Source organism: Pseudomonas putida (genome assembly GCF_028682455.1).
Lineage (GTDB): Bacteria > Pseudomonadota > Gammaproteobacteria > Pseudomonadales > Pseudomonadaceae > Aquipseudomonas > Aquipseudomonas putida_AA.
In genome coordinates, this window is record NZ_JANHLD010000001.1 from 1,809,184 (window position 1) to 1,834,738 (window position 25,555).

The window sequence follows — 25,555 nt, forward strand, 5'->3', positions numbered from 1 at the left end:
ACCGACGAGGCCTTTTTGCATGGGCAGGTTCAGGCGGTTTGCGCCTGCGCTTGGGGGGCATCCGCCCGGGCCAGCAGGGTATAGACGCAAGGCAGGACGAACAGGGTAAACAAGGTGCCCACCGACATCCCGGTGGCAATCACCGTACCGATATCGAAGCGGCTGACCGCCCCCGCACCGCTGGCCAGAATCAGCGGCACCATGCCAAAGACCATGGCTGCAGTGGTCATCAGCACGGGGCGTAAACGAATTGCCGCCGCTTCTTCCACCGCCTCGCGGGCGCTCAAGCCCTTTTGCAGGCGCAACTGGTTGGCAAACTCGACGACTAGAATGCCGTGCTTGCTGATCAGGCCGATCAACGTCACCAAGCCGACCTGGGTGTAGATGTTCATGCTGGAAATGCCCAGGAACAGCGGAATCAACGCCCCGCAGATCGACAGCGGTACCGTCACCAGGATCACCAGCGGGTCGCGGAAGCTCTCGAACTGGGCGGCCAGCACCAGGTAGATGATCGCCAGGGCAAGGCCGAAGGTGACCCACAGCGCACTGCCTTCCTGCACGTACTGGCGCGCCGCACCGGCGTAGTCGAAGGTATAGCCTTCCGGTGCTTCTTCGTGGGCAATGCCCAGCACGGTGTCCAATGCTTCCCCCATGCTGACCATTGGGACGCCCTGGATGATCGCCGCGTTCAGTTGCTGGAACTGGTTGAGCTGGCGTGGCCGCGCACGATCGCTGAGGGTGATCAGGGTCGAGAGCGGTAGCATCTGGCCTTGCTGGTTCTTCACGTAATAGTTGCTCAACCAATCGGGATTGTCCCGAAAAGGTCGCTCGACCTGGGCGATGACCTTGTAGCTGCGCCCATCGATGGTAAAGCGATTGATCTCCGCCTCACCCAGCAGGGTCGCCAGGGTGCCCCCCAGCGCATCCATCGACACCCCCATCTGCGCAGCCTTGGCCCGGTCGATATCGACCACCACCTCGGGTTTGTCGAAGGCCAGGTCGATATCCAGGAAGGCGAACTTGCCCGAGGCCTGGGCGCGCTCCTTGACCCGCTCGGCCACCTCCAGCAGCGACTCGTAGTCATTGGCGGTGCTGATCACGAACTGGAAGGGCAGGCCTTCACCGGTACCCGGCAGCGAGGGCAGGTTGAAGCCGAAGATCTGCAGGCCGGCAATGCCTTCGAGCTTGCTTTGCACCAGCGGCAGCAACGCCATCTGGGTGCGTTCACGTTCGTTCCAGGGCTTGAGCAGGAAGCCGCCGATACCTGATTGCACACCGTTGAAGCCGTTGATCTGGAACGAGGAGTAGTACTCGGGAAACGCCTTGAAAATGTCGATGAATTCGTCGGTGTAGGCGCTGAGGTAGTCCAGGTTGGTGGGCTGTGGCGCCGTGGCCATCATGAAAATGACGCCCTGGTCTTCATCCGGGGCCAGCTCGTTCTTGGTGAACATCAAGAACACCGGGATCAGGCACAACACGATCACGGCGAACACCAGCACCACCGGCCGGGTGTTCAGGGTGGCGTGCAGGAGCTTCTGGTAGCGCACCTTGAGGCCCTCGAACAGCTGGTCCAGGCGATGGGCCAGGCCACTGGGGTTCGGGTCGTGGCGCAGGAGCAGGGCGCACATCATGGGCGACAGGGTCAGGGCGACGATGCCGGAAATGATCACTGCACCGGCCAGGGTCAGGGCGAATTCCTTGAACAACGCCCCCGTGAGGCCTTCCAGAAAGCCGATAGGGGCATAGACCGCTGCCAGGGTGATGGTCATCGACACAACCGGCATGGCGATTTCCCTGGCGCCTTCCAGGGCGGCTTCGAACGGTGACTTGCCTTCTTCGATGTGACGGTGGATGTTTTCCACCACCACGATGGCATCGTCCACCACCAGGCCGATGGCCAGCACCATCGCCAGCAAGGTCAGCAGGTTGAGCGAGTAGCCCATCAGTTGCATGAAGAACAGTACGCCGATCATCGACAACGGAATGGTGATCACCGGGATCATCACCGAGCGCAGGGCGCCGAGGAACAGGAAGACCACGACGATGACAATCAGCACCGCCTCGACCAGGGTCTTGATCACCTCGTCGATGGAAGCCTGGATGAACAGGGTGGCGTCGTAGGCTATGGAGGCTTTCAGGTTCGGTGGCAGCTGGCTTTCCAGCTCCGGCATCAGTTTGCGCACTTCCTTGATCACATCCAGCGGGTTGGCACCGGGGGTGGCCTTGATGCCGATGTACACCGAGGGCGTGCCATCGAAGGAGCTGACCGTGTCGTAGTTCTCCGCACCCATTTCCACCCGCGCCACATCGCCGAGCAGCACCCGGCTGTCGCCGCTGGTCTTGAGCGGGATATTGGCGAAGGCTTCGGCCGTCTTCAGTTCGGTGGTGGCGTTGATGCTGGTGACGATGTACTCGCCCTTGACCTCGCCGGCGGCCGACAGGAAGTTGTAGCGGCGCACCGCGTCGGTCACTTCATTGGCGCTCAGGCCGTAGCCTGCCAGTTTCACCGGGTCGATCCACAGGCGCATGGCAAACAGCTGGTTGCCGAGGATTTCCGCCTCTGCCATGCCGGGCAGGGTGGCCAGTTTTGGCTGGATGACCCGCGACAGGTAGTCGGTGATCTGCGGGTTGCTCATTTCGCTGCTGTAGAAGCTGATGTACATCAGCGCGGAGGCATCGGCGGCCTCCTTGCTCAGTACCGGGTCCTCGGCGTCCTGGGGCAGTTTGTTCTTCACCTCGTTGGCCTTGGCCAGCAGTTCGGTGAACAGGCGGTCGCTGTCGGCGCCGATCCGTGCATAGACCGATATCACCGAGAAGTTCTGCCGGCTCACCGAGGTCATGTAGTCGATGCCCTCGGCGCTGGCCAGGCTCTGCTGCATGGGCTGGGTAATGTAGCCCTGGATGGTCTCGGCGTTGGCGCCGGGGTAGGCAGTGGTCACCGTGATCAGGGCGTTTTCCATCTGCGGGTACTGGCGGATGGGCAGCTTGCTCCAGGCCTGGAAGCCCAGCAGCACGATCAACAGGCTGACCACGCTGGCCAGCACCGGGCGACGGATGAACGGATCGGTAAAAGCCATGACGCCTCCTCGATCAGTTGGCGTGCGCCGAATTGGTTGACGGTACTTTCAGGTTTTTGTCCGGGCTGATGGTGATCGATGCGCCCTGGGACAGCTTCAGCTGGCCGGCGGTCACCACTTGCTCCCCGGCCTTGAGGCCCTTGCTGATGACCACCAGGCCATCGCGGCGCTCACCGGTATCGACGAAGCGCCGCTGCGCGGTCAGCTCGGGCTGGCCTTCGGCGTTTTTCTGCGGCTGGCCGTCTTCGTCCTTCTTCGGCACGGCCACGTACACCGAGTTGCCGTACAAGGTGTAGGTCACGGCACTTTCGGGCACCACGACCTGTGGCACGGGATCGGGCAGCAGCACCTGCAGGCTGCTGAACATTCCGGGTAACAGCTTGCCGTCGGGGTTGGCCAGGGTCGCGCGCACCTGCACGTTGCGGGTGCTGTCTTCGACCTTGGGGTTGATGGCGCTGATGGTGCCGGGAAAGGTTTGTTGGGGGTATGCAGCGACGCTTACCAGAACCTGCTGGCCGATGCTCAGCTTGGGGATTGCCTGTTCAGCCACGAAGAAGTCCACATAGAGACTGCTCAGGTCCTGCAGGGTCGCGATCACCGTACCGCTGGCCAGGTAGTCGCCAACGTCCACCTGGCGGATGCCGATGGTGCCGCTGAAGGGAGCATTGATGCTTTTCTTGGCCAGGGATGCCTTGAGTTGGTCGACCACGGCCTTGCTGCGTTTGTACTGGGCGTTGAGGCGGTCGTACTCGCCACGGGAAATCGCCTGGCTGCCGACCAGCTGGCTGCCGCGATTGAAGTCCACCTGGGCCAGGCCAAGATCTGCCAGGGCGGTGCCGAGCAGGGCGGTTTCCACATCGCTGTCCAGTTGCAGCAAGGGCTGGCCCTTGCGCACCTGTTGCCCGGACTCGAACTGCAGGGCCTTGACGGTACCTGCTATTTCCAGGCTCAGGTCCACCCCTTGCAGGGCGGTGAGGCTGCCCACTGCAGGCAGGCGATTTTGCCAGACGCGTTCAGTGGACTCGGCAGCCGCCACGCTGATGGGTGGCTTGGGGGCCGAGAACATCTGGATCTGCTGATAGATGGAGAACGCCTTGTAGCCTCCAAGGATCAGCACGAGCAGCAGAACAACACCCAACATGATCAGCATGCGGCGGCGCAGCATAGTCCAGTTCCTTGGATACGATTTATTGTTCGATGGCACGACTGCGGGCGTTCCTGCCCACGTGCGATGTAGCGATATTACGCGTTTGACCGGTTTTGGGAACTTTCTGTTCCCGGGTGGTTTCAGGCCAGGTGCAAGTGGTTGTCCCACAGCCCGGATGGCAATTGCAGGGGTTGGCCGATCAGTTCGGGCTTGCGGCAGTCATACAGCCGGCATCGCCCCTGGCCCGAGGTGACGACAAAACCGTCGGCCACCGCACCCACACCGGCACAATCGGGCATCGGCGCATCCAGGCGCACCTGCGCGGTGTCCAGGTCCCATATGAACAGGCGATTGGCCCGCGGTGCGGTCAAGGCGACCAGGCGCAGCTCGCTATGAATGGCCACGCTGGCGGTGTAGTTGGCCATCGACTGCAACTGCTGCTCGGGGACCTCGAAGGCCTGGAACGCTTGCCCCGGACGCTTGATCGCCAACAGCTCGGCGGTTTCATCGCCCGAGCCCATGAACTGCTGGCCGGCGACGATGGTGCCGTCGCTGGCAATTGCCAGGTGACGCACGCTGTTCATCTGCTGGGGCAGTTCTTCCTTGCTCAGCAGGGTGCCGTCGCGCTGCATCAGCACCAGGCTCGGTTCCATGGCGTCGAGGTTCATCTCTACCCGGCTTTCGGCCTCGGTGCGAATGCCGCCATTGGCGACCACCAGGGTTTCGCCATCGGGCATCCACGACACCTGGTGCGGACCGATACCGTGAGTCGGGATCTCGCCGGCATGGGCAAGGCGTTCGCCGTCAAAACGATAGACACCGAGTACGCCACGACCGGGATCGGTGGTGTCGTTCTCGGTGGCATACAGCCATTCGCCGCTCTTGTGGATGACCGCATGCCCATAGAAGTGCCGGTTCGGCTGCGAGGTGATGGTCTGCAACAGACGCCCATCGCGCAGGTCGACAAGATAGCTTTCGGTGCCGGGGCGCCGGGCTACGAACAGGGCAATGGGCAGTTCGGGGTGGTTGATGATGTCGTGGCAACGCTGGCCAACCTGGGTGGCGAACACCTGGGTGCCGTCCAGCCGATAGCCGACGGCGTAGTGCTTGCCATCGCCGTCATCGCGGGCCGAGAGCAGCAGCGGGCCGCTTTCTTTGCCGCGAAACAAGGTCCAGCCGCCCAGGGTGAGGGCGCTGAGTAGAACGCTACCGAGTTTGAGAGCCTGGCGTCGCAACATGATCAGTCACCGTCGTTGGCGTTGAAGCCCAGCTGGATGCCCAACGCCTTGGCCAGCTCGCCTTCATGCAGGCGGTGGACAACGTTGAGGCTGTCGTAGATTGCATTGAGCTGCTGGCGACCGGCTTCGTCTTCGAGCAGTTCGCCCAGTGGTTTCTGGTTGGCGGCCAGCAGCTTCAGGGCATTGGCGTAGGCGGCGTCGATCTTGTCGGCCAGGGCCTTCTGATCCTTGCCGAGCAAGCCACGCAGGCCCTGGTTGTCGACACCGACCCAGACGGTCTGTGCGGCAGTCAGGCTGGCCTCGAGGCTCTTGAGCGAGGAGTGGCTGCGCCAGGCTTCGGCCTGCAGCGGCTGCGGGATGCCTTTGCTCAAGCGGCCCATGGGCGCGCCGAGTTTTTTCTTCAGGGTGTCCAGGGCCGTGACCTGGGCCCGCAGCAGATCGGCGATCGCTTCGTGGGAGTCGGCATAGCGCTGGTTGGGGAACTTGGTCATCTGCGCCAGCATGCCGTCGGTGTTGTTCCAACCTTTGAGGATCTCTTCGGCCAGCGCCTTCTGGTGTTCACCGATGGCGACCAGCAGTGGGCAGTAGCGAGCTTTTTGCTCGGCATTGGCGGCATCCGGCTTGCTGTCGAACAGGATGTATTCGTAGGCGGAGAGACCGCGCACGACGACGCTGGACTTGGCCAGGGAGGCGGCATCTACCGGCTTGTCGCCATTGACCAGTTGCTCGACCTGGCGACCGACCAGGTTCTTTTTGTCGGGCCAGAACTGCACCTGCCAGGCGCGGTTGCCTTCGGCCAGCGGGCCGATCAGCAGGGGTTGCAGCTCGGCCCAGGCTTTTTGTGCGTGGAGGAAATCGGCACGGGCCGTGGCCAGGTCGGCCTTGCCTTCGCAGAAGGCCAGGGCGCTGACGGCCAGCTGGCGGTCGGCTTCGACCCAACGGCTGTAGGTCGGCAGGATCACCTGCTTGGCAATCGCGGCGGAGGTCACTGCTTGCGGGTCTTGCGGCGAGCAGGCGCCCAGGGCAAGGGCAGCGAGGCTTGTGAACAACAGTTTGGGTCGGAACATGCCCGGCTCCTTTGGCTTAAAGTGAATTCAGGAACGCCACCAACGCGGCGCGTTGCTCGGCATTGAAGGTCAATACGTGCTGCTTGGCCGCCTCGGCTTCGCCGCCGTGCCAGAGCACGGCTTCGAGCAGGTTGCGGGCGCGGCCGTCGTGAAGAAACTGGGTGTGGCCGCTGACGGTCTGGGTCAGGCCGATACCCCACAGAGGAGGGGTACGCCAGTCCTGGCCACTGGCCTTGAACTCGGTGCGATTGTCGGCAAGGCCTGGGCCCATGTCGTGCAACAGCATGTCGCTGTAGGGGCGAATCAACTGATTGGCCAGCTCCGGCTCGGCGGCATCGGCGGCGGTGGTGAAGCTTGGGGTGTGGCAGCCTTGGCAACCGGCCTGGTGAAAAAGGTTCTTGCCGGCCAGCACCTGGGGCGAATCGACGTCCTGGCGGATCGGCACCGCCAGGTTGCGGGTGTAGAACAACACCAGGCGCAGGATGTTCTCACTGACTTCCTGCTCGCCGTCGGCACCCTTGCCGTCAGGAGCATTCAGGCAGTCGACCTGTGCCGGTGTGCAGTCGTCCACGGGGCGCAGGCGGGTGGTCAGGCCCATGTCGCCCGAAAACGCATGCACGTTCTGCTGGTTGAGGTTCGGTTGCCCGGCTTTCCAGCCAAAACGGCCCATCACCGTCTTGCCCAAGGCATCGTCCCAGACCTGGTTGGCCCGCCCGCGAATGCCATCGCCATTGCGATCATCGGGGTCGGCGTTGGCCAACAGGGCGGCCTCGGGGATCGCTTCGAGCAGGCCCAGGCCGATCATCGGCGGGGCGATGCGGGCGGAAAAGCGCGTATCGGGGTGCATCGGGCCGTAGCCGAGCTGGGTGATCTGCAGGGCGGGCTGGCGCAGTTCTATCGTGCTGCCGTCCTTGAAGGTCACCGGCACCGGAGTGTACTCGACCCGAACCTTGCCTTCGGGGGGAACCCCAGGCACGGCCATGTCCTGGAACTGACCGCCATACACAGGTTCGGGGACGATGCCCAGTTGTTCGATGACCTTGGCGTAATGGGGCTGGTCGGGAATCGACAGGCGTACCAGCATCGATACCGCATGCTTGGCATTGGGGCCGGGTGGATGTCCACGGCCGTCCTTGATATGGCAGTTCTGGCAGGCGTTGGTATTGAACAGCGGCCCCAGGCCGTCACGGGCCGTGGTGGTCGCGGGGGCGATGACCCAAGGGTTGCGGAAGAAGCTGTTGCCGACGCTGAAGTCCAGGCGCCGGCTGGGCGCGAGGTTGGCAGAGGGCATGGAGTAGGCATTCTGGTCGCGCTTGTTGACCGTCGTCTTGCCACCGCCCAACGCTTCGCCGGGCTCGGCCTGGGTGAAACGCGGGGCGTCGTCGCAACCTGCCAGGCCGACAGCCAGCAGCAGGGGACAAAGGCGATAAAGCAACGAGGACATCGAAAATCCTGGGGCTTGGGGTAAAAACCGGCGTGCAAGCTTAGCAGGCTAAGTTAAATCGAATAAGAGGGATTTGCGTTTGGCGGATGAAATCTGTGTTATCTGCGCATGTTGTCAGGGGGGAGCAGGCGGGGACTGGGCTGATAGCGGGGCAAGCCCGTTCCCGCACAGGCAGTGGCCCACGAAAAAGGCGACCCGATGGTCGCCTTTTTTGGTCCGGCTGCTGAGTCAGAACTCGTGGTCGGCAGTGTCCGGGTTCAGGTTGGCAATGCCCAGTTTGCCTGCGGCCTGTTCGATGGCACCGGTCTGCTTGACCAGCGAGGCGATGGCGTCGCGCACGATCTGGTTGCCGGCGGTGTTGTCGGCCGCGATCAGCTGGTCGTAGTGCTCACCCTTTTTGGCGTGGTCGACGATGACCTGGATCTTCGCTTCGGTGGCTTCAAGGTCGGCCTTGAGGGTGGCGTCGGTGGCCGGGTCGATCTTGGCGACCAGCGAGGACAGGCTCGGGCCGGTCATCTTGCTGCCGTCGGCGCGCAGGTACTCGCCCAGGTAGACGTTGCGGATGCCCTTGGCGTCGTAGAAGTGCGAGTAGTGGGTGTTGTCGCTGAAGCAGTCGTGCTCGTCTTCAGGGGAGTTGGCTTCCAGGGAAACCTTCATGCGCTCGCCCGCCAGTTCGCCCAGCGACAGGCTGCCCATGCCGAACAGCATTTTACGCAGGCCGTCGGTGACAGGCTCGGCTTCGAGGGTGGCGCGGTAGTTGCTGGCAACGCCAGGTGCCCAGTTGCCGACCATTTCTTCGAGGTCGCTGACCAGCAGTTGGGTCACGGCCTTGAGGTAGGCGCGGCGACGCTCGTTGTGACCACCCGTGGCGCCTTGGCCTTCCAGGTAATCGGAAGCAGGACGTGCGCCGGCGCCCGGGCCGGTGCCGTTCAGGTCCTGGCCCCAGAGCAGGAATTCGATGGCGTGGTAGCCGGTGGCAACGTTGGCTTCGGAACCGCCCAGCTCATTGAGGCTGGCGAGTTTTTCCGGGGTGATTTCCTTGACGTCGATCTTGTCTTCGCCGACCTGGATTTCAGTGTTGGCAATGATGTTGGCCGAAGCACCCGGGTTGCCCAGGGCATGCTCGTAGCTGGCGTCGACGTAGTCGATCAGGCCTTCGTCCAGCGGCCAGGCGTTCACTTGGCCTTCCCAGTCGTCGACGATGGTATTGCCGAAACGGAACACTTCGCTCTGCAGGTAAGGAACGCGGGCGGCTACCCAGGCGGCCTTGGCGGCCTTGGCGGCCTTCAGGGTTTCGTCGTTGGGCTTGGCGAGGAAGGCATCGATAGCGGTCTGCAGGGTCTTGGCGGTGCTCAGCGAGTCGCTGTACACGGCGTGGACCATATCGGCGTAGTGCTTGACCACGGCCTTGGCGGCGGCCTCGTCGACGGCACCGGCTGCCGGTGCTGCTGCGCTGGCGGCAGGGGCCTGGGCTTGCGGTGCGGCCGCCTTGTCCTTGTCATCGCCGCAACCGGCGAGAGAGATGGCAATGGCCAACAGACTGGCGGTGGCCAGAGGCATACGAATCATGGTGAATTCCTGCGTCGAGAGGTTGGACAGGCGTACCGGGGTACGCAAAGCTGCAACATAATGCGAAAGATTTGCATTTTGTGTAAAGGGGCAGTCACGTAAATATTCAAATGCGTGGTTCTGCCCTTTTACTCAACGCCGGTGGGGGTTACAGAATAGAAAGCTGGTTGCGTTGCGCCTGCTTCAGGAAGGCTGTCAGCTCCCGCGCAGGCAAGGGCTTGCTGTAGTGGTAGCCCTGACCTTCATGGCAGCCCTGGGCAATGATGTAGGCTTCCTGCTCGGCGGTTTCCACGCCCTCGGCGATGACCTGCATGCCCAGGCTCTTGCCCAGCTGGATGATGGCCCGAACGATGGTCGCATCGTCGTCGTCATCGAGCAGGTCCTGGACGAAGCTCTTGTCGATCTTGATCTTGTCCAGCGGTAGCGATTTCAAATAGCTGAGCGAGGAGTAGCCGGTGCCGAAGTCGTCGATGGCGATCAGCGCACCTGAGCGGCGCAGGCTGAGCAGGTGCTGGGCGGCGGTGCTGATGTCTTCCATCAGGCCGGTCTCGGTGACTTCCAGCTCCAGGCTGCGCGGCGGCAGGCGGTAGATCTGCAGCAGGTTGTTGACCACCCGTGGCAGTTCGTTGTGGTGCAGTTGCACGGTCGACAGGTTGACCGCCATGCGCAGCTCGCTGAAGCCCTGGTCGTGCCATTCGCGCAATTGCCGGCACGCCTGGTCGAGCACCCATTCACCAATGGTGATGATGTTGCCGTTCTGCTCGGCCAGGGGAATGAACTGGTCCGGCGGGACCATGCCCGGCTCCGGGTGCTGCCAGCGCAGCAGGGCCTCGACGCCGACCACGCGGTGGTCGCGGTAGCTGATCTGCGGTTGATAGACCAGGTACAACTGATTGCGCGGCAGCGCTTCGCGCAGGTCTTTCTCCAGTTCGCGACGGCGGCGCATCTCGCTGTCGACGCTGGCGATGTAGAACTGGTAGCGATTGCGCGAACGGGTCTTGGCCAGGGTCATGGTCTGTTCGGCCTTTTGCAGCAGCTTCTCGGTGCTGTCGCCGTCTTCGGGGAACAGGGTGATGCCGATGGTAGCGCGCAGGCGAATTTCCTGGTGGCCCAGGGCGAAGGGCGCTTCCAGGTCATCGAGGATGCTCTGGGCCAGCTCTGCCGCTTCGTAGGGTTGCTCGATATCGGCCTGGACCAGGGCGAACTGGTCACCGCCCAGCCGTGCCAGGGCGCCGAGCCGGCCGCTATGGGCACGCAGGCGGTCGGCCAGGGCCAGCAGCAACTGGTCGCCGGCCTGGTAGCTGAACTGCTCGTTGATGCCCTTGAAGTCGTCAAGGCCGACGCACAGCACGGCCACCCGACGCTGCAGGCGACCGGCATCGACGAGGATCTTGTCCAGTTGCTGCTGCAATTGCTGGCGATTGGGCAGGCCGGTGAGGAAATCGTACTGGGCCATGCGCAGCAGACTGTTCTCGGCCTCGTGGCGCAGGTGGGTGTTGCGCTCGATGGAGGCGAGCAACTGGTTGGCGGTGTTGACCCACAACCCCAGCTCGTTGCGTTCGTGGCCCTTGATCAGCGGTATCTGGTGCTGGCTGGGGCGGTCGGGGTTGATCTGGGTGAGGTGATCGATGATCTTCGACAGCGGCTTGGTGAGCATCCAGTGATAGACCAGGTACAGCACCAGGCCCATGGCCAGGGCGCGCAGTACCCCGGAAATGAAGATGATCACCGAGTTGACCAGAAACCCCTTGCCGTAGCTGGCGGTGTCCAGGGTGATGCTCAGGTCGCCGTAGTATTCGCTATAGGGCCCGCGGCCCACCAGTTGCGTAGTGAAGGTGCGTTCCTGGCCCAGGATGAGGTCGGTCAGCCAGCGGGTGGGGGATTCCTGCAACGGGCGGTTTTTTTCCGCCAGCATGGTTTCATTGGGGTGGCCGATCGAGGCCATGCGCACCGATTCATCCTGGAACAAGCCTTCCATGACCTGCATGCCCATTTCCTTGTCCAGGCTGTAGACAGCCTGGGTAGACGGGTCGCGGAACATGTCGAGGATTCGTTGGGCGTCACTGGCCACTGCCTGACGAGTCTTGTAGGCATCGAAGACGATCTGCGCACAACTGAGAACGACACCGACCACCAGTGCCGAGAGCAGTACAACCCTGAGCAACTTGACCGATAAGCTGTTCTTGAGTTCCAGCTTCAATGGGGTTTCCTTAATCCATGCGCATGGCATCATTTTGCCATCAAACTTGGCAATCCACTATCGGCCGTTGGCAGAACCCGGCCCCTTCCGGCATCGATGTCCCGCGATCCCTGTATCGGTTCCCGGCCTTGCGACTTTAATTGCGGGAGTCTTCCTTCCCAACGTTTGATGTTAGCGCGGTATCGGCCTGGAGCAAGAGCCACAGGGGTCGGCGCAGGCGAAAAAAAACCCGGCCAGGCCGGGTTTTTTATCACGGGTTTCGCTTAGGCAGTAAAGGTCTTGCCTTCGAACTGCTCGGCAACGAACTTCCAGTTGACCAGGTTCCAGAATGCCTCGACATACTTAGGACGCAGGTTGCGGTAGTCGATGTAGTAAGCGTGCTCCCAGACGTCGCAGGTCAGCAGCGGGGTGTCGCCGCTGGTCAGTGGGCAGCCGGCGCCGATGGTGCTGGCCAGGGCCAGGGAACCGTCAGCCTTTTTCACCAGCCAGCCCCAGCCGGAGCCGAAGGTGCCGACGGAAGTCTTGGTGAACTCTTCCTTGAACTTGTCGAAAGAGCCGAACGCAGCGTTGATGGCTTCAGCCAGGGCGCCGGTTGGTTGGCCGCCGGCGTTAGGCGCCAGGCAGTTCCAGTAGAAGGTGTGGTTCCAGACTTGAGCGGCGTTGTTGAAGATACCGCCCGAAGAGGTCTTGACGATCTCTTCCAGGGTCTTGCCTTCGAACTCGGTGCCTGGCACCAGGTTGTTCAGGTTCACGACATAGGTGTTGTGGTGCTTGTCGTGGTGGTATTCCAGGGTTTCCTTGGAAATGTGCGGCTGCAGGGCGTCGTGTGCGTAAGGCAGCGGCGGCAATTCAAAAGCCATGGTGATTCTCCTAATCAGGTCTGTTGCGGTGAGCGCAAGGCCGATCACGGGCGGCCGGAGTGCGTCGGGGAGTTTTTACTCTTTGCGACGCAAGGGCAGGATCATAGCACCGGGCCCTGTGCTTAACCACGCAACAAGTGTACGGGAAAGAGGTTCCAGAGCCTTCGCAGCCGCCAGACGAGTGGTGCTCAGGTGAGGATCAGCTGGGCAGCCACGGCGAACATCATCACCGCCACCATCAGGTCGAGCAGGCGCCAGGTGCCGGGACGTGCCAGCCAGGGTGCCAGCCAGGCCGCGCCCAGCGCGAGGGTGAAGAACCACAGCAGCGAAGCGCTGGCCGCGCCGGCCACGTAGGCGCCCGGTACCGTTTGCTGGGCGCCCAGCGAGCCGATCAGCAGCACGGTATCCAGGTACACGTGCGGGTTGAGCAAGGTGACCGCCAAGGCACTGAGCAGCACCGCGCGGCGTGAGCGCAGGCCCTGGCCCTCGCTCTGTTGCAGGCTCTGGGTCGAGCAGGCACGCAGCAGCGCCTTGCTGCCGTACCAGATGAGGAACACCGCGCCACCCCAACGGGCCACGGCCAGCAGCGTCGGGTTCTGGGCCAGCACCGTGGCCAGGCCGAATACCCCGGCGGCGACCAGAATGGCATCGCAGAACACACACAGGGCCGCCACCGGCAGGTGATGTTCTCGGCGCAGGCTCTGGGCCAGGACGAAGGCGTTCTGGGTACCGATCGCCATGATCAGGCCGAAGGCGACCAGCAGGCCGTTCAGGTAGCTTTGCCACATAGGGGGACACTCCGCAGGCGCCAGCAGGACGCGGCGCTTAAATCAAAGAAGATGCTGGCCATTCTGGGGTGTGGATCTGTATAAGAAAAACAAATAAAGCTGATCCGGCATTAGGAAAAATAATGTTCGATTACAAATTGCTCTCTGCCCTGGCCGCCGTTATCGAACAGGCCGGTTTCGAGCGCGCCGCGCAGGTGTTGGGGCTGTCCCAGTCGGCGATCTCCCAGCGCATCAAGTTGCTCGAGGCGCGGGTCGGGCAACCGGTGCTGATTCGGGCCAATCCGCCCAGCCCCACCGATGTCGGCCGTCAGTTGCTCAACCATGTGCAGCAAGTGCGATTGCTGGAACGCGACCTGCAAAGCCAGGTGCCGGCGCTTAACGAGCAAGGCATGCCCGAACGTCTGCGCATTGCCCTCAACGCCGACAGCCTGGCCACCTGGTGGGCCGGGGCAGTGGGTACCTTCTGTGCCGAGCAGCAGGTGTTGCTCGACCTGGTGGTGGAAGACCAGGAAGTGGGCCTCAAGCGCATGCGTGCCGGCGAAGTGGCGGCCTGCCTGTGTGGCAGCGAACGGCCGGTGGCCGGCGCGCGCAGCTCGCCACTGGGCGCGATGCGCTATCGGGCCCTGGCCAGCCCGGCATTCATGGCCCGTTACTTCCCGCAGGGCTTCGACGCCTCGCGGTTGCCGCGAACCCCGGCACTGGTCTTCGGCCCGGATGACTTCCTGCAGCATCGCTACCTGGCGTCCCTGGGTATCCAGGATGGCTTCCTGCACCACTTGTGCCCATCGTCCGAAGGCTTTTTGCGCATGACCGAAGCCGGGCTTGGCTGGGGTCTGGTGCCGGAGTTGCAGGTCCGTGAGCAGTTGGCCAGCGGCCACCTGGTAGAAATTTCAGCGGATAAACCCATCGATGTGCCGCTGTACTGGCATCATTGGCGCAATGGCGGGCAACTGCTCGCGCAACTGACCGAACATCTGCGCCTCACGGCCCGGCAATGGCTGGTGCCCTTGTAGGCGTTGGCGGCGTCAGCAGCATCTGAAATCTGGTTAGGCGGAGTGGTACATGCGAATTCTGGTCACCGGCGCAAGCGGCTTCATTGGCGGGCGCTTTGCGCGTTTTGCCCTGGAGCAGGGCCTCGAGGTCCGGGTCAACGGCCGGCGTGCCGAAGGCGTCGAGCATCTGGTGCGGCGCGGGGCGCAGTTCACCCCAGGCGACCTGGGCGACCCGGAGTTGGCCCGGCGCGTGTGCCAGGGCGTGGATGCCGTGGTGCACTGCGCGGGCGCGGTGGGCAACTGGGGGCGCTACCAGGATTTCTACCAGGGCAACGTGGTGGTCACCGAGAACGTGGTCGAGGCGTGCCTCAAGGAGCATGTGCGGCGCCTGGTGCACCTGTCGTCGCCTTCGATCTACTTCAATGGTCGTTCGCAACGGGACATTCGCGAAGACCAGGTGCCACGCCGCTTCCATGATCACTACGGGGCCACCAAGTACCTGGCCGAGCAAAAAGTCTTCGGCGCCCAGGAGTTCGGTCTTGAAGTGCTGGCCTTGCGCCCGCGGTTTGTCACCGGCGCCGGGGATGTGAGCATTTTCCCGCGCTTGCTGCAGATGCAGCGCAAGCGTCGCCTGGCGATCATCGGCAACGGCCTTAACAAGGTCGACTTCACCAGCGTTCAGAACCTCAACGAAGCCCTGCTCAGCGCGCTGTTCGCCGATGAAGAGGCCCTGGGCCAGGCCTACAACATCAGCAACGGGCATCCGCTGCCGGTGTGGGATGTGGTCAACTACGTGATGCGCCAGATGCACTTGCCCCAGGTCACTCGCTACCGTTCCTATGGCCTGGCCTACAGCATGGCTGCCCTGAACGAAGGCGCCTGCCTGCTCTGGCCCGGGCGCCCGCAGCCGACCCTGTCGCGCCTGGGCATGCAGGTGATGAGCAAGGATTTCACGCTCGATATCAGCCGCGCCCGGCATCTGTTGAACTATCGGCCCACGGTCAGCCTGTGGTCGGCGCTGGATGAGTTCTGTGGCTGGTGGAAGGCCCAGGATTCGCAGCGCTGAACCCAGGCGCCGGTTTGCGGTCGATCAGAGCGCCGCGCAAGCGGTTTATACTAGTGCCCATTTGCTACTACGGCGGTTGAAGGCTCTCATGCGTAACGATCTTCAAGACGATTTCGACAATGTCCCGAGCCTGCGGGCCGGTACGCGGGATGACGATGATTTCGAGCCGCTGGCCGTGAGCCGTGGCGTAACAGCCGGCACCGGCCGTAAAGCCCCGCGCGCGGCCAGCACGGGACCCTTGTGGGCCTTGCTGGGGGCTTCCTTCATTGCCTTGGCGGGGCTTGGCTGGTGGAGTTTCCAGCAAGTGTCGCTGATGGAGCAGCAACTGGTCGCGACCCAGGAAAGCTTTGCCCGTATCAGCGAGGAGGCTGCCGGTCGCCTGCAGGCGATCAGCGGCAAGGTCGATGCCAGCGAGACCAACGTCAACAGCGGCAGTGAAGCCTTGAAGCTGCAGATCAAGCAGCTGCAGGCGAGCCTGGCCGAGCAGGGCAAGCAGCAGCAGGGCGTGGCGGGGCAGGCAGGGGATCTGGGCAAGCGCCTGGAGCAGGTGTTGGCCCAGGCCAGTGAACAGCAGGCGGCCAATGCCAGGTTGCAGACCGAACTGCAGGCACAGTTGAAGTCGGTGAATGCCGAACTGGCGGCGTTGAAGGCGGCCCAGGTCGATGGTGGCAAGCTCGACGGTCAGCTCAAGAGCCTGAGCGCCGAGGTGGCGAGCCTGAAGAAACAGGGCAACCCCAGTGCGGCCATCGAGCGTCTCGAACAGGATTTGCTGGTGCTCAAGAGCGAGCAGGAAAATCGCCCCGCGGCGCCGGTGACCAGTGGCGCCTCGGTGGCCGAGTTCGATGCGTTTCGGGCCCAGATGACCCGTACCATCAATACCCTGCAGAGTCAGGTGCAGAATCTGCAGCGGCAGATCAACGCCCGTCCCTGACTCGAGGCAATATCGATCGCGGGGCAAGCCCGCTTCCACAGGCCAATGATCCAACCTGTGGGAGCGGGCTTGCCCCGCGATACGTTCCTACATCCGCGGATAGTCGATATAACCCACCGGCCCCTTGCCGTAGAAGGTCTCGGGGTGCGCCTCATTCAGCGGTGCGTCCGCTGCCAGGCGGGCCGGGAGGTCCGGGTTGGCGATGAACGGGATTCCGAATGCCACCGCATCGGCCCGGCCGCTGGCCAGTGAAGCGTTGGCGCTGGCCTTGGTGAAGCGCTCGTTGACGATGTAAGGGCCGCCGAAGGCTTCCTTGATCAACGGACCGATGCTGTCGTCGGCTTCCTTTTCCCGCGAGCAGATGAAGGCAATGCCGCGCTTGCCCAGTTCGCGGGCCACATAGGTGAACGTCTCGGCACGGTTGGCATCACCCATGTCATGGGAGTCGGCCCTTGGCGCCAGGTGTACGCCCACCCGCTGCGCGCCCCACACGTCGATCACCGCATCCGTCACTTCCAGCAGCAGCCGTGCACGGTTCTCCAACGAGCCGCCGTACAGGTCGGTACGCTGGTTAGTGCTGCTCTGCAGGAACTGGTCGAGCAGGTAACCGTTGGCGGCATGCACTTCCACGCCGTCGAAACCGGCCGCCTTGGCGTTCTCGGCCCCGGTGCGATAGGCCTCGACGATGTCGGCGATCTCAGCGGTTTCCAGGGCGCGTGGCGTCGGGTAGTCGGCCAGCGGACGCACCAGGCTGACGTGGCCCTTGGGCTGGATCGCACTCGGTGCCACCGGAGTTTCGCCGTTGAGGTAGGTGGGGTGAGAGATGCGCCCCACGTGCCACAGCTGCAGGAAGATCCGCCCGCCGGCGCCATGCACCGATTTGGTCACGTTGGTCCAGCCACGCACCTGGTCGTTGGACCAGATACCGGGGGTATCGGGGTAGCCGACGCCCATCGGGGTCACCGAGGTGGCCTCGCTGAGGATCAGGCCGGCACTGGCGCGCTGCACGTAGTACTCGGCCATCAGCGCGTTGGGCACCCGGCCCTCATCGGCGCGGCAGCGGGTCAGCGGCGCCATGATGATGCGGTTCGGCAGTTCGAGGTCGCCGAGGGTGATGGGATCGAAAATAGTCGTCATGGATACCTCAGGGCTTGTCAGTGAGTGGCAGGTGCCAGTTCGGCGTTCTTGCCGCCCTGGCTGAAGGTGATCAGGGTGACGATCAGGGCCAGCACGGCCAGTGCCGCGGCGGCCAGGGGTACGCTGGTCAGGCCCAGGCCCTGGGCGATGACGGTGCCGCCGACCCATGCACCCAGGGCATTGCCCAGGTTGAAAGCGCCAATGTTCAGTGTCGATACCAGGTTCGGTGCCGCCTTGCCGAAGGTCACCACATTGACCTGCAGCGCCGGTACGGCGGCGAAGGCGGCGGTGGCCCAGAGGAACAGGGTGATTTCTGCCGGGATCACGGCCACGCTGGTCCAGCTCAGCGCGGTGGAAACCACCGCCATGCTGATGAACACGCCGATCAGGGTCGCGCTCAGGCGCCGGTCGGCCAGCTTGCCACCGACGATATTGCCCAGCGTCAGGCCCAGGCCGATCAGCAGCAGGGTCCAGGTCACGCCCTGGGGCGAAATACCGGTGACATCGCCCAGCAGCGGAGCCACGTAGGTGAACAGGGCGAACATCGAGGCCGAGAACAACACGGTCATCGACAGCGACAGCCAGATACCCGCGCCCTTGAGCGCGGCCAGTTCTGCGCGCATGTCGAGTTTTTCCTCGTCATGGCGCAATGGCAGGAAGCGGATCAGGCCGATCAAGGCAATCACACCGATCACGGTCACCGCCCAGAATGTCGAACGCCAGCCGTACACCTGGCCCAGGGCAGTGCCCAGCGGTACACCCAGCACGTTGGCCAGGGTCAGGCCGGTGAACATCAGGGCCACGGCCGAGGCACGGCGATTGGCCGGTACCAGGCTTGCGGCAACCACCGAGCCGATGCCGAAGAAGGCACCGTGGCACAAGGCCGTGACGACCCGGGCGAACATCAGCAGGTTATAGTCGGCGGCCACCGCACACAGCAGGTTACCGACGATGAACACACCCATCAGCGCGATCAGGGCGGCCTTGCGAGGCAGGCGTGAGGTGGCCAGGGCCATGAACGGTGCGCCAATGGCCACGCCCAGGGCATAGCCCGTGACCAGCCAGCCGGCACCGGGGATCGACACGCCAAGGTCTGCCGCCACATCGGGCAACAGACCCATGATGACGAACTCGGTGGTACCGATGGCGAAGGCGCTGAGCGCCAGGATCAGGAGTGAAAGGGGCATTGCAAAGTCCTTGTCAGAGCTCTTGGCTCATCTGCTTGAGGAAGGCCTGGATGGTTTCCTCGTTACGCTTGAAAAAGTGCCACTGTCCGATCTTCTGGCTGCTTATCAGCCCCGCGCGTTGCAAGGTCGCCAGGTGGGCCGAGACCGTCGACTGCGACAGGCCGCAGCGTTGGTCGATCTGCCCGGCACACACACCGTGTTCGGTGCTGTGGTGCTGGTCGGGGAACTGCACGTCCGGGTCTTTCAGCCAGTTGAGGATTTCTCGCCGTACTGGGTGGGCCAGGGCTTTTATTATTTCGTCGAGATCGAGAGGCATGGTTGGGCTCATGGGTTGTGTAGCGGTATATCGCGATGGAGCGAAATATAAATCGGTATTTCGCGATATACAAATATGAAGAGGTTCTGAGCTCAGCGTAAATCGCTATATCGGGTTATAACGATATGAGTTGCCCAGGTGCTAGACTGCGCCCATGAACTACCTCGCACACCTTCATCTGGGCGGCCAGCAACCCGAGCAACTGCTCGGCAGTCTCTATGGCGACTTCGTCAAAGGGCCATTGCACGGTCGCTTTCCCTTGCCGCTGGAGGCCGCGATTCGGCTGCACCGGCAAATCGATGTCTTTACCGACAGTCATCCGCTGGTACTCGGCGCGCTGGCGCGTTTTCCACGCGAGCGGCGGCGCTTTGCCGGGATCATCCTCGATGTGTTCTTCGACCACTGCCTCGCCCTGCATTGGCAGGATTATGCCGAGCAGCCGCTGGAGCAGTTCACCGGGCGGGTATATCAGGTGCTGGCGGCGCAAGCGGACCTGCCGGGGCGGCTGGCGCAGATCGCACCCTCCATGGCGGCCGACGACTGGCTGGGCTCGTACCGCGAGTTTGCGGTGCTGGAGCAGGTGTTTCGCGGTATCGCCCGACGCTTGTCCAGGCCTGAGGGCATGGACGGTGCCCTGGAGCTGGTCGATACGCTGTATGTGCCCTTGAGCGACGACTTCCGGGCGTTCTACCCCGAACTGCAGGCCTTCGCCGGGAAGGCCCTGGCCCAGGTCCAGGTTTAGGCAGCCTTTGCCCGGCGCTGCGGCTGAAGGGCCGGTTCCTGGACACCGAACAACGCCACCTGGATTGCCTGCTGGGCCTTGAAGGCCAGGGCGGCGCGCTCTTCGCCTGCGCTAGGGATGGGCGTCAGCAGCTGGATTTCCACTTCCCCGCAGTCATTGGCAAACAGGCGCATCAGGTGCGAGAGCAGATCGTCGTCGCCAATGAACGGGGCAATCGGGTCGGCCTGGCCATTGCGCACGTAACGCAGGGCCACCGGTTGCAGGGGAACTTCGGTGTCGATGGCGCTGGCCAGCAGGCGACCGTGGAAGGTGCGCAGGCTGCGGCCATCGGTGGTGGTGCCTTCGGGAAAGATCAGCAAGGCGCAGGCGTTTTGCAGGTGCTGGCTGATCTGCTTGCGCAACAGTTGGCTGTCGTTGCCACCGCGACGGATGAATAAGGTGCCGGCCTTGAGCGCCAGCCAGCCGGCCACCGGCCAGGCGCGCACTTCGGCCTTGGACAGGAACGACAGCGGGGCAAGCATGCCCAGCAGGGGAATGTCGGTCCAGGACACGTGGTTGCTGACCCAGAGCATCGGCCGTTGCGGCAACGGACCGATTACCCGGACCTTGAAGGGCAGGGCGTTGCTCAGCTTGGTCATGAACAGCTGCGACCAGCGCTGGCGTCGCTCGGTCGAGGCTGGAATGCGCAGGCGTTCATAAAGGGTGAACAGGGCGGCCATGCCCAGGCCGAACAGTACCACCCACAAGACCCGGAACACGCGTGCGATGACGCGCATGCGCAGCATCAGACCGCCGCCTTGAAGTGGCGGGCATAGCGCGGGCAGAGTTCGTCGCGCTTGAGCAGGATGAACACGTCGGCGACCTGGAAGTCCTCGTCCCAGCACGGCTCGCCGCAGATCTTTGCGCCCAGGCGCATGTAGGCCTTGAGCAGGGGGGGCATTTCGGCGATCACGTTGCCGGGCAGGGCCAGGCTGGGCAGTGGTTTCTTCGGTTCGGCGCGCAGATGTTCGGTGCACAGGTAGCGGTCACGCAGGCGCTGCATGATCGCATGAGCCTGCACGCCGCCGTCCTGCATGGGGATACTGGCGCATCCCATCAGGTAGCTGTAGCGGCCTTCGTTGAGCACTTCGGCAAGCTCGGCCCAGAGCACGGCGATGGTGCCGCCGTTACGATAGGCGGGGTCGACACAGGTACGCCCCAACTCCAGGATCGGCCCTTGCAGGTGGCCGAGGCCGTGCAGGCTGAACTCTTCTTCGCTGTAGAAACGGCCCAGGGTACTGGCGGCCTGATGGTCGAGCAGGCGCGTGGTGGCTACCAGGCGACCGTTGTTGAGGTCGCGTACACCGATGTGGCGGCAGTGAATGTCATAGTCATCCATGTCCAGGCCCTGTTCGGCGCCCTTGAGTTTGGCCTTGAATTCTCCGCTGAACACGCTGTAGCGCAGGGCCTGTGCTTCCTGCAGGGCCGCCGGGCCTACCAGGCGTTCGGCTTGCAGACGGCGTTCAGTGCTGTTGTCGCCAGAGCGAGCGATCCGAGTCATTGCGAGTCTCCATAAGCCAGCCATGGGGTTGCGGCCGGTCGACTTTGTTGTGCAAGCTCAGCCTAGGTAGACGCGGTGTCACCCCCATGAACCTTTGGTGATGCTTGTATGACACCCCCCAAGGAGCGCCCCGATGGCCTGGCTGCAACGACTCAACGATCCACAGCGAAATACCCTGTCGGCCAGCCTGGCCGACACCTACGCCAGCCTCCTGGCCCGCCTGGGTGTGGTCAGCCCGTTCGAGCTGGCGGTACTGGGCGGCCGGGCGATGCCGACCCCGGGGCTGGCCTTCCTGGTGGGGTACCAGGCGGCCTTGCGTGTGCTCTGGCCCAGTGCCCCGCCAAGCCTGGGCGCCTTGTGCGCCAGTGAGCGGCGCAGCGTGCGCCCCGCCGACATGCAGGTACGCCTGGATGACCTGCGCCTGACCGGCAGCAAGGACTTCGTCACCGCCGGGCTCGATGCCGACTGGTTGCTGGTGGCGGCGCGCAGCGAGCCGGCAGGCGAGTCGCCGCAATTGAGCCTGGCGGTGGTCTACCCCGGCGAGCCGGGGGTACGGCTGGAGCCATTGCCGGCCCTGCCGCTGATGCCCGAGGTGGGTCACGCCCGCCTGCACCTGGACCAGGCCCTGTGCGAGCGCCTGGCAGGCGACGGCTGGGATGCCTACGTCAAACCCTTCCGTTCCCTCGAAGACCTCTATGTGCTCAGCGCCCTGTGCGCCTGGCTCTATGGTGTCGGCCAGGACAGCGGCTGGCCGCAAGCGCTGCAATTGCGCTTGATCGGCCTGCTGGGCGGCTGTGCCGAAGGCAGTCGGCAGTGCGCCGACTCCACTGGCTGCCATTTGCTGCTGGGCGGCCTGTTTGCCCAGTTCGCGGCCCTCAAGGATGAAATCGGTCAGGCGCTGGGCAGTAGTGGCGGTGAGTGGGCGGCGTTGTGGCAGCGCGACCAGGGCTTGCTGGAGATCGCCAGTGCGGCGCGGGCCAAGCGCCTGGCCAAGGCCTGGGCCAACGCCGGTTTGTCATGATGGGGCGCTAGGCTGGATGGCTCCTGGCCTTGAGTGACGCAGCATGAACAACGCGCTGCTGGGCATGTTGCTCAGCTTTTTTTTCACCAGCACCGCTGCCTTCGGGCAGGAGCGCTGGCCGGTGCCCGACTGGCTGCCGGCACCCGACAGCGACGACGCTGCCTGGAGCGACGTGCAGGCCTACGCGTTCGCCCCGCGGGATGAACACGCCCGCGAAGGCGTGCGCACCGATGCGCTGTTGGTGATCAAGGACGGGCGCATTGTGTATGAACGCTATGCGGCGCCGACGACTGCCGCCACGCCACATTTGACCTGGTCGATCAGCAAGAGCGTGCTGGCCACTGTCCTGGGTGTCGCCCGGCGGGAAGGGCGATTTGCCCTCGACGCCCCGGTCGCTCGCTACTATCCGCCGATGCAAGCCCACCCCAAGGTGCGCATCGAAGACATGCTGCACTGGGCCAGTGGCCTGGCGTGGCAGGAGGATTACGAATACGCCCCGCTCAAGTCGTCGGTGGTGGCCATGCTCTACACCCGCGGGCGTGGCGACATGGCCGCCTACACCTCGGCCAGGCCAGCGGCGGTCGAACCCGGCGAGCGCTTTCTCTATTCCAGCGGTGACAGCAATGTGCTGGCGGCAGCCTTGCGCGGGATGGTCGGTACCCAGGAGTATGCCGACTATCCCTGGCAGGCCCTGTTCATCCCGCTGGGTATCGAGTCGGCCGTATGGGAGCGCGATGCCAGCGGCACCCTGGTGGGGTCGTCCTACCTGTACCTGAGTGCCCGGGACCTGGCGCGCATCGGCCTGTTGATGCTGCGCGATGGGCGCTGGCAGTCGCAACAGCTACTGCCCCGCGACTGGGTGGCATTCAACCGCAGGCTGTTTAGCCAGGCCAGGGCCGAACCCGGCGAGGCCAACCCTGGCGGCCACTGGTGGCTCAACCAACCCATACCCGGCAGCGGGCGGCCCTGGCCAGATGCCCCGGTCGACACTTTTGCAGCGCTGGGGCACTGGGGGCAGGCCTTGTATGTAGTGCCGGAGGAACAGTTGGTGATCGTGCGCTACGCCGATGACCGCGACGGGCAGTTCCAGCACAACGAACTGCTCAAGCGCGTGCTGGCCGCACAAGCCGGGGGCCGACCATGAAACGACTCGTGCTGGCACTGCTACTGCTGGCAGGCGCCTGGGGATGGTACGAGCGCCAGGCGCTGGCGGACTTTCCGGGCATCCTCAGCGCCTACTCGGCCAAGCAATATTGCTCCTGTCGCTTTGTCATGGGCTTCGATGCGCCGTACTGCCGGGGATATGTGCGCCAGTACCTGCCCTTGAGTCGCCTTGAGGAAGATTCCCAAGCGCGTCAGGTGACGGTCGCTGGGCTGGGTGTCGAGCGCCGCGCGGCATGGCGGGGCGCACGTGAGGGCTGTGGCTTGCTGCCGTGAAGGCAGCCGGGTAAGGTTGACGGCCTCTGTGTTACAGGATTTCTCATGTTTTCTCTGCCCCGTCTTCTGCTCGCCGTACTCGCTTTCGCAAGCCTCTCGGCCCAGGCCAACTGGCACCTGGATGGCGAGTCGTCCCGCCTGTCGTTTATCTCCAGCAAAAATGGCGATACCGCCGAGGTTCATCGGTTTTTGGTGCTGCATGGCAAGGTCGACCGCAAGGGTGCGGCCGAGCTGATGATCGAGATGGACTCCAACAGCAGCGGCGTGCCCCTGCGTGATGAACGCATGCGCAAGGACCTGTTCGAGTTCGCGCGCTTCGCGCAGGCCAACGTCTACGCGCAGCTCGACCTGCGCCCGATCAACGACCTGGCCAATGGCGCCCAGGTGGAGTTGCGCCTGCCGGTGACCGTCAAGCTGCATGGCAAGGAGCACGCTTACAATGCCTTGCTGCTGGCTACTCGACTGGATGAGCGGCGCTTCCAGGTGGTTACCCTGGAGCCGCTGATGCTGCGCGCCGAAGACTTCGATCTGGTGCCGGGCCTCGAAGCGCTGCGCAAGGTGGCCGGGCTCAAATCCATCAGTCCCTCGGTGCCGGTGTCTGCGGTGCTGATCTTCACGGCGCGTTGATATGGCCGGACCGGTCTTCCCCTGGCGAGATGGCAACCGGTTCGAGTTATTGATCGACGGCCCCGAGTTCTTCCCCCGCATGCTCACCGCCATTGTGCGGGCCGAGCATCAGGTTGACCTTGAGCTGTACCTGGTGGAGGCGGGGGCGTGTGCCGAGGCCATGGTCCAGGCCCTGGTGGACGCCGCCGGGCGGGGCGTGCAGGTGCGTTGCCTGTTCGATGACTATGGCGCCCTGGCGTTTACCTTGAGCCTGCGCCAGCGCCTGACCGCTGCCGGTGTGGAGCTGCGCTGGTACAACCGCCTGCGTTGGCGGCGTGGCTTTCGCAACCTTTATCGTGATCACCGCAAGTTGCTGGTGGTCGACCAGTCCTGGGCGGTGGTGGGCGGCACCGGCGTTACCGATCAGTTCTGGAGGCCGAACGAGGACGTCAGCGAATGGCATGAGGTGATGGTGCAGATGCAGGGGCCGCTGGTGGCCGACTGGCAGATGCTCTTCGATCGCCAATGGCGCGCCAACTTGCGCCGTACCGCCTGGCGCCCGCCCACTCATTTTGGTCTGCCACGCTTGCCCCATGTGCCCGACAGTGGCCAGGGCATGGGCCGGGTAGCCTACGCCGACGCCCGCCAGCACCGGGATATCCTGCAATCGCTGGTGCGGGCCTTGAACAGCGGCCAGCGACGGATCTGGCTGGCGACGCCGTACTTTCTACCGACCTGGAAGGTGCGTCGTTCCCTGCGTCGTGCGGCATCCCGGGGGGTCGATGTGCGTCTGTTGCTGACCGGGCCGCGCACCGATCACCCATCGGTTCGCTATGCAGGGCATCGCTATTACCCGCGGCTGCTGCGCGCCGGGGTGACCATCTATGAGTACCAGCCGTGCTTCCTGCACCTGAAAATGGTGCTGGTAGACGACTGGGTCAGTATCGGCTCATGCAACTTCGACCACTGGAATCTGCGCTTCAACCTTGAAGCCAACGTCGAGGCATTGGACCCGCCCTTGACGAACGCCGTGGCGGCCAGCTTCGAACGCGACTTTGCCCAGAGCCTGTGCATCGACCTTGAACACTGGCATGCGCGGCCGTTGTGGAAACGTGTGCAGCAACGCTTGTGGGGTTGGCTGGACCGGCTGGTGGTGAACATGCTGGATCGGCGGGATTGAAAAGGCGCGG

Annotated in this window: 23 protein-coding genes; 9 read left to right on the plus strand and 14 right to left on the minus strand. The window is 63.7% G+C overall.

Features of this window, described 5'->3' with window-relative positions:
- Positions 1 to 29: 29 nt before the first annotated feature.
- From NPS58_RS08800 to NPS58_RS08840, 9 genes are all read right to left on the minus strand, one after another.
- Entirely contained in the window at positions 30 to 3,077 is a 3,048-nt protein-coding gene (locus NPS58_RS08800; RefSeq protein WP_274115074.1) for a multidrug efflux RND transporter permease subunit, read from the minus strand.
- Between the two features lie 13 nt (positions 3,078 to 3,090).
- Entirely contained in the window at positions 3,091 to 4,242 is a 1,152-nt protein-coding gene (locus NPS58_RS08805) for an efflux RND transporter periplasmic adaptor subunit (RefSeq protein WP_274115075.1), read from the minus strand.
- A 122-nt stretch (positions 4,243 to 4,364) separates the two neighbouring features.
- Complete coding sequence (locus tag NPS58_RS08810) at positions 4,365 to 5,462, minus strand: DUF1513 domain-containing protein (RefSeq protein ID WP_274115076.1); 1,098 nt, start codon at positions 5,460 to 5,462, stop codon at positions 4,365 to 4,367.
- Positions 5,463 to 5,464: 2 nt separating this feature from the next.
- Complete coding sequence (locus NPS58_RS08815) at positions 5,465 to 6,529, minus strand: imelysin family protein (RefSeq protein WP_274115077.1); 1,065 nt, start codon at positions 6,527 to 6,529, stop codon at positions 5,465 to 5,467.
- 16 nt (positions 6,530 to 6,545) lie between these two features.
- Entirely contained in the window at positions 6,546 to 7,973 is a 1,428-nt protein-coding gene (locus NPS58_RS08820; RefSeq protein WP_274115078.1) for a di-heme oxidoredictase family protein, read from the minus strand.
- Positions 7,974 to 8,201: 228 nt separating this feature from the next.
- Positions 8,202 to 9,542, minus strand: a complete 1,341-nt coding sequence (locus NPS58_RS08825; RefSeq protein WP_274115079.1) for an imelysin family protein — start codon at positions 9,540 to 9,542, stop codon at positions 8,202 to 8,204.
- Between the two features lie 148 nt (positions 9,543 to 9,690).
- Complete coding sequence (locus NPS58_RS08830) at positions 9,691 to 11,742, minus strand: putative bifunctional diguanylate cyclase/phosphodiesterase (RefSeq protein ID WP_274115080.1); 2,052 nt, start codon at positions 11,740 to 11,742, stop codon at positions 9,691 to 9,693.
- A gap of 263 nt (positions 11,743 to 12,005) precedes the next feature.
- On the minus strand, positions 12,006 to 12,602 hold the full coding sequence (locus tag NPS58_RS08835; protein WP_274115081.1) for a superoxide dismutase: 597 nt from the start codon (positions 12,600 to 12,602) through the stop codon (positions 12,006 to 12,008).
- Positions 12,603 to 12,790: 188 nt separating this feature from the next.
- The gene (locus NPS58_RS08840) at positions 12,791 to 13,390 is read right to left on the minus strand and encodes a LysE/ArgO family amino acid transporter (protein ID WP_274115082.1); all 600 of its coding nucleotides are present in this window, start codon (positions 13,388 to 13,390) and stop codon (positions 12,791 to 12,793) included.
- A 122-nt stretch (positions 13,391 to 13,512) separates the two neighbouring features.
- Between NPS58_RS08840 and NPS58_RS08845 the strand changes: the two genes are divergently transcribed.
- The 3 genes from NPS58_RS08845 to NPS58_RS08855 all read left to right on the plus strand — a co-directional run bounded on the left by NPS58_RS08845 (position 13,513) and on the right by NPS58_RS08855 (position 16,379).
- Positions 13,513 to 14,403, plus strand: coding sequence for a LysR family transcriptional regulator ArgP (locus NPS58_RS08845; protein WP_274115083.1), 891 nt, complete (start codon positions 13,513 to 13,515; stop codon positions 14,401 to 14,403).
- A 49-nt stretch (positions 14,404 to 14,452) separates the two neighbouring features.
- Positions 14,453 to 15,448 carry an NAD-dependent epimerase/dehydratase family protein gene (locus NPS58_RS08850; RefSeq protein ID WP_274115084.1) on the plus strand — a complete coding sequence of 332 codons (996 nt, stop codon included), beginning with the start codon at positions 14,453 to 14,455 and terminating at the stop codon, positions 15,446 to 15,448.
- Positions 15,449 to 15,536: 88 nt separating this feature from the next.
- Complete coding sequence (locus NPS58_RS08855) at positions 15,537 to 16,379, plus strand: ATPase (RefSeq protein WP_274115085.1); 843 nt, start codon at positions 15,537 to 15,539, stop codon at positions 16,377 to 16,379.
- Between the two features lie 87 nt (positions 16,380 to 16,466).
- Here the strand turns inward: NPS58_RS08855 and NPS58_RS08860 are convergent, their stop codons facing one another.
- The 3 genes from NPS58_RS08860 to NPS58_RS08870 are packed head-to-tail and all read right to left on the minus strand — an operon-like array spanning position 16,467 to position 19,019.
- Positions 16,467 to 17,516 (minus strand): alkene reductase, encoded by a 1,050-nt coding sequence (locus NPS58_RS08860; protein WP_274115086.1) that lies wholly within the window; start codon positions 17,514 to 17,516, stop codon positions 16,467 to 16,469.
- Positions 17,517 to 17,533: 17 nt separating this feature from the next.
- Positions 17,534 to 18,703, minus strand: coding sequence for an MFS transporter (locus NPS58_RS08865; RefSeq protein WP_274115087.1), 1,170 nt, complete (start codon positions 18,701 to 18,703; stop codon positions 17,534 to 17,536).
- Positions 18,704 to 18,716: 13 nt separating this feature from the next.
- Positions 18,717 to 19,019 carry an ArsR/SmtB family transcription factor gene (locus NPS58_RS08870; protein ID WP_038607345.1) on the minus strand — a complete coding sequence of 101 codons (303 nt, stop codon included), beginning with the start codon at positions 19,017 to 19,019 and terminating at the stop codon, positions 18,717 to 18,719.
- A 154-nt stretch (positions 19,020 to 19,173) separates the two neighbouring features.
- Here NPS58_RS08870 and NPS58_RS08875 point away from each other — a divergent pair, with 154 nt between their 5' ends.
- On the plus strand, positions 19,174 to 19,761 hold the full coding sequence (locus NPS58_RS08875; RefSeq protein WP_274115088.1) for an ACP phosphodiesterase: 588 nt from the start codon (positions 19,174 to 19,176) through the stop codon (positions 19,759 to 19,761).
- On the opposite strand, the gene NPS58_RS08880 is transcribed toward NPS58_RS08875, so the two are convergent.
- Both NPS58_RS08880 and olsB read right to left on the minus strand, forming a co-directional pair.
- A complete protein-coding gene (locus NPS58_RS08880; RefSeq protein WP_274115089.1) occupies positions 19,758 to 20,546 on the minus strand; it encodes a lysophospholipid acyltransferase family protein in 789 nt (262 codons plus the stop codon). The two genes, NPS58_RS08875 and NPS58_RS08880, sit on opposite strands and share 4 nt — an antisense overlap.
- Positions 20,546 to 21,301 carry an L-ornithine N(alpha)-acyltransferase gene (gene olsB, locus NPS58_RS08885; RefSeq protein ID WP_274115090.1) on the minus strand — a complete coding sequence of 252 codons (756 nt, stop codon included), beginning with the start codon at positions 21,299 to 21,301 and terminating at the stop codon, positions 20,546 to 20,548. The genes NPS58_RS08880 and olsB overlap by 1 nt, the downstream gene beginning before the upstream one ends.
- A 133-nt stretch (positions 21,302 to 21,434) precedes the next feature.
- Between olsB and NPS58_RS08890 the strand changes: the two genes are divergently transcribed.
- From NPS58_RS08890 to NPS58_RS08910, 5 genes are all read left to right on the plus strand, one after another.
- Positions 21,435 to 22,322, plus strand: coding sequence for an acyl-CoA dehydrogenase (locus NPS58_RS08890; protein WP_274115091.1), 888 nt, complete (start codon positions 21,435 to 21,437; stop codon positions 22,320 to 22,322).
- A gap of 64 nt (positions 22,323 to 22,386) precedes the next feature.
- On the plus strand, positions 22,387 to 23,466 hold the full coding sequence (locus NPS58_RS08895) for a serine hydrolase domain-containing protein (RefSeq protein ID WP_425313055.1): 1,080 nt from the start codon (positions 22,387 to 22,389) through the stop codon (positions 23,464 to 23,466).
- Positions 23,463 to 23,759: an amidase gene (locus NPS58_RS08900; RefSeq protein WP_274115093.1), complete on the plus strand. Its 297-nt coding sequence runs from the start codon at positions 23,463 to 23,465 to the stop codon at positions 23,757 to 23,759. Before NPS58_RS08895 ends, NPS58_RS08900 begins: the two co-directional genes overlap by 4 nt.
- Before the next feature lie 45 nt (positions 23,760 to 23,804).
- On the plus strand, positions 23,805 to 24,386 hold the full coding sequence (locus tag NPS58_RS08905; RefSeq protein WP_274115094.1) for a YceI family protein: 582 nt from the start codon (positions 23,805 to 23,807) through the stop codon (positions 24,384 to 24,386).
- 1 nt (position 24,387) lies between these two features.
- Positions 24,388 to 25,545 (plus strand): phospholipase D-like domain-containing protein, encoded by a 1,158-nt coding sequence (locus NPS58_RS08910; RefSeq protein ID WP_274115095.1) that lies wholly within the window; start codon positions 24,388 to 24,390, stop codon positions 25,543 to 25,545.
- Positions 25,546 to 25,555: the final 10 nt, after the last annotated feature.